We start from the raw sequence: 6,800 nt of genomic DNA, 5'->3' as shown, positions 1-6,800 counted from the left end.
CCGAATTTCTTGACGACCATAGAGCATTGGAACCACCTGATCCCATCCCGAACTCAGCAGTGAAACGATGCATCGCCGATGGTAGTGTGGGGTTTCCCCATGTGAGAGTAGGTCATCGTCAAGATTAAATTCCGAAACCCCTATCTGCGCATACAGGTAGGGGTTTTGTTTGTCCTCGAAAAAGCAACCTGAGACTGCTACGGAGATTGAATTGCATCTGGTTTCGTGGACATTCCGAACGATCTCTGCTGTTGGATCAATCATTGTCGATCTGGAGTTCATGCAAAAGAAATCCAAGTGAGTCTGGCGCTGCGCTATGGTTTTTCTCTGAGCGTTGTTCATCCCAGGGCATAGAGTCATCGGTGCAGAAATCTCCAACACACTCTGAACCGTCAACCACGTTAGAGTAGGTCCATGGTGGCCATGGAGTCAGCCATGCGGTAGCCCATCGCTTTGTAACCCGCCTGGCGCTTATTCCACATTCTCAGCAGCGCGACATTTCCCTCGTCAACGAAGTCGATCACTCGCACGTCGGCCTTATCGGCATGCGATCGATGCAACCGCCCCGCATATTGCTGAAGGATTCCCTTCCATGAGATGGGCATTGCCAGCACCAGCGTGTCCAACGGCGGGTGATCGAAGCCTTCACCTACTAGTTTTCCTGTTGCCAACAGCACCCGTGGAGCATCAGGGGGAAGGGACTCAAGCTCATGCATACGGGAAAGGCGCTGTTTCTTAGGCACTCGCCCATGAAGCGTGAAAAGGTTATGCACACGCTGCTTCAATTCTAATTCAAGGGCATCCACATGTTCCGTCCGCTCCGTTAGCACTAGAATTTTTCTACCCTCGCTGTACGCCAGCTCAATCTCCGAGACGATTTTGGCTGTCCGCTCAGAGTCGTCGGCTAGATGCCGAAAAACGTCCTGAATCCCAAAGCCGTCGGGGACCACTATTGGTTTGGACAGCAATCGAGGCACGACAGATAGGTCATGAGGCGCATTCGCTGGCCGAGCAGCAGAATGTCGGATCGGTCCGCACTGCATGAAAATAATAGGCTGCTGCCCATCTCGGCGCACTGGGGTTGCCGTGAGTCCCAGCACGTACCGCGCGGTCGCGCTCCTCAGTAGTGCCTCGAATGACACTGCTGATAGGTGATGACACTCATCAACGATGATCTGGCCGTAGTTTTTTACCTGATCGCTGATCTCGCCTTTTCGCGATAAAGACTGCATTACGGCAATGTCGATGATGCCGGTAAGCTTCGCTTTTCCGCCTCCAAGAGTTCCAACGACACCATTCCCGACTCCCAAGAACACCTGCAAGCGCTCTTGCCACTGCCTTAACAGTTCCGTCCGATGCACAAGCACCAACGTGTTAATGCCACGTGCGGCAATCAACGCAGCAGCACTGACAGTTTTACCGAAAGCAGTCGGTGCGCAGAGAATACCGGTGTCATGACTTAGCATTGCGCTGACAGCAGCCTCTTGGTCAGAACGCAGGGTCCCGAGAAAACTCACGTCGATGGGGTCGCCCGCGAAGCGTTCGTCTTTAAGAATAGGGGTAACCCCGTTTTCCACTAAAAGCTCCAGCGCAGCATCCAAACAGCCACGCGGTAACGCAATATGTTTGGGGAAGTTCTGGGCACAGCCGATAATCCTTGGCTTGTTCCACACTGACATGCGCATGGCCTGAGCTTTGTAGAACTCAGGATTTTGAAAAGCAGCGAGCCGGACAAGCTGGTTTGCCAATGGCTGTGGCAATCCCGACTTTTCAAAGTAAATTAAGTTGGCCAGCGTGATGTTGACAGCAGCAGGCAACGGGCATGTCAATTTACGTGATCTCGATTCACGATCTTTCCAAGGTTCTGCATCACCTTCGTCATCGACATAGGCGACCCCTAGAGGGTCTCGATTACCCATCGCCTGGATAATAACGGGCTGGATATCTTCTGGACTCATGCGCTGAATCGATGCCAGGAAGGCCCATTGATCAGGATGAGGCTCAAGCGAGTCGTCTACAAAAATGCTGTTGTTTTGGGCCCTAGCGCGCTTTTGCAAAGGGAGCGCGATGAGATTTCCAAAGCCGCCTTTGGGCATATAGTCCTGGTTTGGAAACAGTCGATCATAGGAGCTGAGCGCCAACTGGCGGGTGCGCTCACAGGCATGACTGATGATTGCGGCACCGAGGCGGCGCGCATCGCAGGCAGGAACATTACGCTCAAAGAAAATCCAGCCATGAGCCCCTTGGCCTGAGCGCGATATTTCGAGCGCCACCGGGACGTTCAGCTCATGGCATGACTGCACAAAAGCTTTGGAATCATCACGCCATTCGGCTTCATCGAAGTCGACAGCCAAAAAATAACAGGTGTCATCAGGAAGCAGGGGGTAGATACCGATAACCACTTCACCTGCTAGATGGCGATAGATCACCTCATCGATCAGTGGAAGTAACTGACGGTTACCGCAGTCACCACATTTGATTCGGGGCTTCTCACAAACGCCTGGTCTCCATTCGTTTGCGCAAGCGGGTGCGTATCCTGATTTGCCTGTCTTGCTTTCCCAGCGGATGGGGTAGACGTCCGTTCTACCGCGAAATAAGCCTCGGAATAGGGCAAGCTTCCCTTCAGTATCGAGCTGCTGTGATTGTTGTGTTTGGACAATCGCAATCTTGACCGGCTCAGCAGGCGGGCGCCAATCGATGCCATGAGCATCCAGCAAGGCAACCAATCTTGCATTCTCAGCCCTTAACTGCGCCACCAGACTAGTGTCTATCACCGCCTTCAGCCTCTACGTCTCAAGTGAAGCCTGTAGCCTCGAGCTACAACCCTCAGACCACCAGTAAAACATAGAGGTTATCAAACAACAGAGGTTTGGTTCAGGAGCTCAAGAGGTCCGCCCTAATCCCAATCAAATCGTTGGCTGGCTCAATCTGCCGGTGAGGGATACAGAACGCGAAGTTGCTGGCATTCGGCTAGCGTGGAAAATTCCAGGGTTTTCCTCGGCGCAGAGTGATCAAGTTTGTGGTCAGTAGGTAGTAGTAGCGCGTCGATTTCGAGTTTGAGTTCATGTGGTGGTTCAAAAACCAAACGAGATGTTTTCTTTGCCATGTCCATGGATTTTCTCGGTTCCAGCGTTCAGAAATGGCTGCTTGAATAGTCTTGGCCTGGCGGATGTGACGTTCGCGTGTGGCATGTGCCCCAGTCAGCACCCCAGCCAAGAAGATCTCCATATCGAATGGTTTATTCATGCCCGACCACCGATATACGCCGATACCACGTCGATTCGACCATGTCCCAGCTCATAGCTGATTTGTAAGCGTGCCTCTCGATCAAGGCGTGGATCGAGGCGCCTGCACCTGCCACCGTTGATGGGCGCCAGGTGATGGGTGATCTGCTCATAGCGTTCGCACGCATAGGCCGTGCGCAGTTCGTGGAAGCCTTGGAGGTTGTGCGTATGGAGGATATCTCGGGCGGGGCGGACGATTTCCCGTTGGAAATCGAGGTAGCTCTCGTTTGGTGCCAGCAGGTTGCGGCTACCGTCGGGTGAGACCTGTTCCGCGTACCTGAGCGCTGCGCGAATATGGTCATCCACCGTGATCCAACGAGGCGCGGTTGCTCCGCCGCGGCCACCTTTGGTGCCGTCCTGGATGTTGATCTTGTCGTAGTGTTCGGCTTCGCGCTTGAGTCGCGGTAGGTCGGCCAGAATCGCTTCGCGCAGACGCATGCCAGTGGCACGTGCCAATTGTGCGATGGCGGCGGCACGCGGATGCTGTTCGCGGAGCGCATCGACTGTGCGTATCACTTGCTCGTGATCTTGGCCTTGAGGGTTTGTCGTGCGCACGGTGATGCGCTGCGCTCCCAAAGCCTTGCTTGGACTTGGCACTTTCACATATTGATCACCGCGAAGCGCAGCCATGGTTCGGTTGACGCTGGACAGTCGATTTTGTGCGGTAGCGATGGCGAGATCGCTGCGCTCAACCAGGTGACGCAGATGCTTCGCGTAATCCAGCAAGGTCTGCCGATCAATCTGCCGAGCGTCATTAAATCCCGGGCCATCCTCCGACCGACACCAGCGCACGAACGCCTGCCAACGATCGCTGTGCGCTTTAACGGTGCCGTAATGCCCGCCGCCAAACAGATCTTTTAGCGCTTGCGGCCCGGCATAGCTCAGCTGCCGACCATAGCCAAAATTGCGCCCATCCCGTCTACCGACCAACGCCATGATCACATTCCTCTCGAAGCCAAACTCTTAAAACCTTCCCCCACGTCATCCCGCCAAGAATGTTGAGTGTTATCAGGGATCAAGGCCCCTGCGACCTATGAGGGTTGTCCACTAACGCGGGACTGGCGGCTCCTTACGGCCGGGAGCTTGGGCATCTCATGATCTGGCCTCCTGAACACTTCCGAGGAAGTGGGCGGGTGGAGGCTGCATTGGCTGACGAGACCAGCGCCGCGAGATCCTGAGTCAGGTGAAGGCAGTGAAGCGACGACCGGGGCATACCTGACTGTCAGTCAGGTGCAGTCCATTCCGTGGGCTGCGGCACCATCATCGGCATCGCTGTTGCTGGTGACATCGGTGTTTGTCGCGCCGATTGTCACGAGGGGGAATGCCGCAAAACCTGGTACGAGGTGGGCTGCAGCAGTGGTAGGAGCGCCCGTCTCTTTCCGGGAGAAAGAGACGGGCGCAGGTTGGCGCAATGAAATGGCCACGCGGATAAGTTGCTGCAGGGCAGATATGAAGGGGTATGAGTTGCCGCAGTGGGCACACTAGTAAAAGTAGGCATCCATCACATCGCTGTGACCGTGCGAGCCGCCGGACGCAAATCGCACTTTGGGAGAACCACCACGGTGTGGCGTAGCCTTAAAGGTTCGGGCTACCTGGGTTGCTGTCAACGACAGCACTTGCACGATCTTTACTACGCTCGACGATAGACAGGGTCAAGGCTCGTTTTTTCGAGAATTCTGCGGCTGCGAATGGCATAAGCCGTCTATGGAAATCCGTGGTTTCTAGAGGACGGTTACGCTGGTTTTTAGATTTTTCAAGTGAGGCCCTTCCAAACAGGGCGGCTTTGCAGCCCTGTTTGGAAGGGCCCGCGTGGAAGGCAAAGCTGTGGAGATTTCACTGGCGTGTTAGCGCTGGAATGCGCCACGCTCATCTTCCAAGGCGCTGATGCCGCCACCGACCGCGTTGACCCCGAGAAGCTCCGAAGACTTGCGCGACAGAAACTGATTAACCCGCGTATCAAACTGATCCCGCAGGCTCGCCGTAAGCCCAACCCTGAGCGCATCGAGATAATCGGCATACCACTGCATCATGATCCGCCGTTGCGTCAGGTACAGCGCCTGGTTGTACTCCCCAGCAATGCCACCCTCGACATGCGCCAGTTGACTTTCAACATGATCCTTCAGCCACCCATGTTCGCGCAGTAGCGTGCTCGCGGTGTGGCGAACGCCATGGCTCACCATCCGCGCTTTATAGCCAATCTTGGCAAACACCAGATTGATCGTGTTCTCGCTGATGACGGGGCGTTTCTCACCACTCCCCGGAAACAAGTAGCGGCTGCGCCCAGTGCATTGGTGTAGCTTGATCAGCATCGCGATCAGTTGATGGGGTAGGGGACTGACATAGTCTCGGCGCATCTTCATGCGTTCAGCCGGTATGGTCCACGTCCCTTCTTCAAAGTCGATTTCATCCCACGTCGCATACCGAACCATGCCGGGTCGGCTCGCCGTCAGTATTGCCATCCACGAAGCAATCCTTGACGGTAACCGGCTGGTGGTCTTACTCAGCGCCTGAAGAAAATCCGGCAGCTCGCTTTCACGCAAATGCGGATAGTGCTCAGGGGGAGGCGGCGCCAACGCGATGGCATGAAGTTCTGAAGCCGGATTGTGTTCGCATAACCCCCGCGCAATCGCCTGGCTGAAAATCTGCTTGAGCCAGGTCCGGGCCTTGTCTGCCACGTTGAACGCGCCACGTTTTTCGATGCTGGCCTGTAGCTTCGCGCAGTCGGCCCGAGTGATGTCCTCCAACTGCTTCTCACCAAGCGCCGGCAGCAGATCCTTATCTAGGTAGTCGCGAATCTTTTTCAGCGTCGCAGGGCTGCGACCAGAGTCAGCCTTGAACTGATACCAGTACTCCGTAGCCCGCCGGAAGGTATTAAGCCCAGCCTCCCGTTGCTGCTGCTTGTCATCCCGTCGCTTGGCTCCAGGATTGATATCGTCCTTGAGCAGCTTGCGGCATTCGGCAGCCCGTTCGCGGGCTTCTTGCAAAGAGATATGCGGATACACGCCCAGTGACATGCGCGCCGGTCGGCCCTGATAGGTGTACCGGAAGTGCCAGTACTTGCTGCCGTTGGGTTTCACCAGCAGGGCAAGACCCGAACTATCACCCAACGTGTATTGCTTGTCGGCCGGCTTGGAGGCTTTGATTTGCAAGGCAGTGAGGGGCATGGCTGTACACCTCCGGTTCTCGAACTGGAATATGTACAGAAAATGTACCAAAAAGAGCCTGGCTGGCAAGGGACGGGGATGGAACCCCAAAGACCAAAAAGCCCGCAGTTAGCGGGCTCTAGGGGTGTTGCGTAGACGTCCTTGGACGTCTATGTACATCAAATGGTGCCCCGAGGGAGACTCGAACTCCCACTCCTTTCGAAAACGGATTTTGAATCCGCCGCGTCTACCAATTCCGCCATCAGGGCTCAATGGCGGCGAAGTATAGAGAGGTGAATACCGCTGGTCAATCAGGTACATGGAGAATTTTTGATATTTCCGCTAGACTTCCCGGCCCTGCTAGACGAACCCC

At 55.3% G+C, this 6,800-nt stretch carries 4 protein-coding genes, 1 tRNA gene and 1 rRNA gene; 1 reads left to right on the top strand and 5 read right to left on the bottom strand.

The window, feature by feature from the left end; all coding sequences use genetic code 11:
• The first annotated feature begins 8 nt into the window (after positions 1-8).
• Positions 9-124, top strand: a 5S ribosomal RNA gene (gene rrf, locus AC1DQM_RS23650).
• 277 nt (positions 125-401) lie between these two features.
• Here the strand turns inward: rrf and AC1DQM_RS23645 are convergent.
• The 5 genes from AC1DQM_RS23645 to AC1DQM_RS23625 form a co-directional block, all read right to left on the bottom strand.
• Positions 402-2,774, bottom strand: coding sequence for a TOTE conflict system archaeo-eukaryotic primase domain-containing protein (locus tag AC1DQM_RS23645; RefSeq protein WP_090316466.1), 2,373 nt, complete (start codon positions 2,772-2,774; stop codon positions 402-404).
• Between the two features lie 196 nt (positions 2,775-2,970).
• Complete coding sequence (locus AC1DQM_RS23640; RefSeq protein WP_090316468.1) at positions 2,971-3,246, bottom strand: hypothetical protein; 276 nt, start codon at positions 3,244-3,246, stop codon at positions 2,971-2,973.
• Positions 3,243-4,220, bottom strand: a complete 978-nt coding sequence (locus tag AC1DQM_RS23635) for an integrase domain-containing protein (RefSeq protein WP_090316471.1) — start codon at positions 4,218-4,220, stop codon at positions 3,243-3,245. The genes AC1DQM_RS23640 and AC1DQM_RS23635 overlap by 4 nt, the downstream gene beginning before the upstream one ends.
• 908 nt (positions 4,221-5,128) lie before the next feature.
• The gene (locus tag AC1DQM_RS23630; RefSeq protein WP_090316474.1) at positions 5,129-6,448 is read right to left on the bottom strand and encodes a tyrosine-type recombinase/integrase; all 1,320 of its coding nucleotides are present in this window, start codon (positions 6,446-6,448) and stop codon (positions 5,129-5,131) included.
• A 163-nt stretch (positions 6,449-6,611) separates the two neighbouring features.
• Positions 6,612-6,696, bottom strand: a tRNA-Leu gene (locus AC1DQM_RS23625).
• Between the last annotated feature and the right edge of the window lie 104 nt (positions 6,697-6,800).

The sequence above is a fragment of the Pseudomonas sp. 01L34 genome (genome assembly GCF_056400265.1).
The sequence above is the reverse complement of the archived record's forward strand: the minus strand, read 5'-3'. Positions and strand labels throughout refer to the sequence as shown.